General features: G+C 46.8%; 3 protein-coding genes. 2 read left to right on the top strand and 1 reads right to left on the bottom strand.

The window, feature by feature from the left end; genetic code table 11:
* Together F6K49_RS43535 and F6K49_RS43530 are read left to right on the top strand one after the other, a co-directional pair.
* Positions 1–467, top strand: a 467-nt coding sequence (locus tag F6K49_RS43535; protein ID WP_293107951.1) for an EF-hand domain-containing protein, incomplete at its 5' end; no start/stop codon positions are given.
* A gap of 36 nt (positions 468–503) precedes the next feature.
* On the top strand, positions 504–701 hold the full coding sequence (locus F6K49_RS43530; RefSeq protein ID WP_293071698.1) for a hypothetical protein: 198 nt from the start codon (positions 504–506) through the stop codon (positions 699–701).
* Positions 702–734: 33 nt separating this feature from the next.
* Here the strand turns inward: F6K49_RS43530 and F6K49_RS43525 are convergent.
* The coding region (locus F6K49_RS43525) for a GMC oxidoreductase (protein ID WP_293107946.1) at positions 735–2083 on the bottom strand (1349 nt) is incomplete at its 5' end.

Here is a 2083-nt window from a genome sequence, read left to right as displayed (position 1 = left end):
GTCTGAAAATTGTCAGCATTAACCACGCCCCATTTGACCCCCAAAAGATTTACACCCTCAGTATTGTCCAATTCTTGCTGAGGGGGCTCGATCAAATCAAACCGTTGGTAGATTATGTCAACGCAAATGGAGGTGCTCCACCTTTGGAGCAATGTCTTCCAGGCCAAAACCTGATCGTAGAAAGCTGTATGAAAGATGCCTGGAGAGTCCTAATTAATTATGAGGAATGGGACGCCGATGGCGATGGGGAAATCACCAGAGAAGAGCTGAAACAGGGTGTCAAAAATGCCTTTGCCTTTCTCGATCAAAATCAGGATGGGTATATTTCCCCCGCAGAACTACGGGCAGCATTGGCAGAACGGACAGGCCGCATTCAGAAAGGATTAATCAGCCTGATGTTTGAGGTGTTGGATGTCGATAAAGATGGTATGGTATCGATGGATGAGCTGGCATCGTTAGCAATGTAATTAGAAAAAGGTGTTGCAAAAAAGCTAGAATAGACCATGTCTAAAGGTGATAAAAGTTTTCAAAACAAACCTCAATCTTTGCCGCTCCATGAGCTGTTATCTAGTTTATTGAAGTCAGAAAAAACGTCTCATCGGCATCCCTTGCCCATGATGGGAACGATGCAAGACCTGAACCAAGGGTTGGAACGGCGGACGCTGTTGAATTTTATCAATGCTAGTTTACGGGGTGGGTAGTGCCCTGAAGGGCACTACCCCTGTTCCCATCCCCTATGTCTTAATTTCCTGTGCTTGTTCGGTTAGGTTATCGGCTAGATGTTGGGCAAGGGCAACCATGGTCAACGTTGGGTTCCAAGAACCGCCAGTGGGCCAAAGTGAAGCTCCGGTGATATAGACGTTCTCTACACCCTTGAGCCGATAATCTAACCCGACAACAGCCTCTTCATCATCCCCAATCCACATGGTTGAGGCTTCGTGTACCAATCCGGGAACACGAATTTTGTGGCGTTCGCGCTTCCATTGTCCCGTATCCGGATCACCGTGCCAATATTCTACTCGGTCTTTTCCTTTTGGGGACAAACCCTGCTCAAGAACCTCAAAAGTGGCTTTGTCCATAGTATCCCACAGGGATAAGTCTTTGTCCGTTTCCAACACTTGCAGGGTAACATTGGTTGTGGGATCGTCCCCATCATTTTTTTGTAACCCGTTACCAGGGTTATCGAATAGTTCACCCAGAACCGCACAGACAAACACGATGTAATCCTTGGATGTCTCAAGTTGCTTGGGTGAGGCGGTGGCTACCACATCCGGCATATTACGAGCCGCTGTATCAATGTGAGTCTTATTAGTTGGGTCAGGATCGGATATAGCTGAGAGTTGAATGTGATATTGTCCCTGAGTTTCCTGATCGACCCCAGCCAAGTAGATAGCTGCCAACTGTAGATTTTTTTTCCTTAAATCATCTTTAATGCTTTCTTCCCAGTCAAAGATTTCCAGAAAGTCGTCTCGGGGGATACGGGCAACAATGGCACTGATAAAGTGGGCGGTAAACCGCTTACCCGCATTTTTTGCTTGTGGAAAAGAATTCAAAACCAGGGTTGTTGACGGTATACTCCCCATGGCTAAAATAACTTTACTATCGCCAACATTGACCACCCCACGGGTTGTTTCCAATGCTGTTGCTTGGTTTTCCTGTTGCCAGATCCGTGTCACTGTACATTCGGTGACAATACTCAGTCGGGAATCAATCTGACGTTTTTTGGCTTCTTCCTGGCATTTTATTACCTCATCCAGAAGTGGCCCTGGTGTGGAAAACTTTTCCACGTCAGTGGATGTAATCGTTGGAGTGCCGACGGCAATCTGAGCATGTTCGACGCGGGTGGCTGACTTAATATCCTGAAGATTTTGCTTCAATCTCTCAGTTAGTTTATTTTGCCAGTGGTCAAAGATATTTCCGGTTTCTTCGTGATTGGCTCCAACCACATTCAGTAACATTTTCGCCGTCTTGAAATAGTCTTGCGCTGCCTTAATCGTTGCTTGAGGCCAACCGTTCATTTCCGCTGTTGTCGGTTCCGGGCACCAGGAACTCCATAGGGTCGAGCCACCTCCGAAAAAGGGAA

The sequence above is a fragment of the Moorena sp. SIO3I6 genome, from assembly GCF_010672095.1.
Note: the sequence above shows the minus strand (reverse complement) of the source record. Positions and strands in the feature narration are given on the sequence as shown.

What these genes read in the sequence shown, in the direction of transcription:
- F6K49_RS43530 (WP_293071698.1), top strand. Translation starts at nt 504, where the DNA reads ATGTCTAAAGGTGATAAAAGTTTTCAAAACAAACCTCAATCTTTGCCG.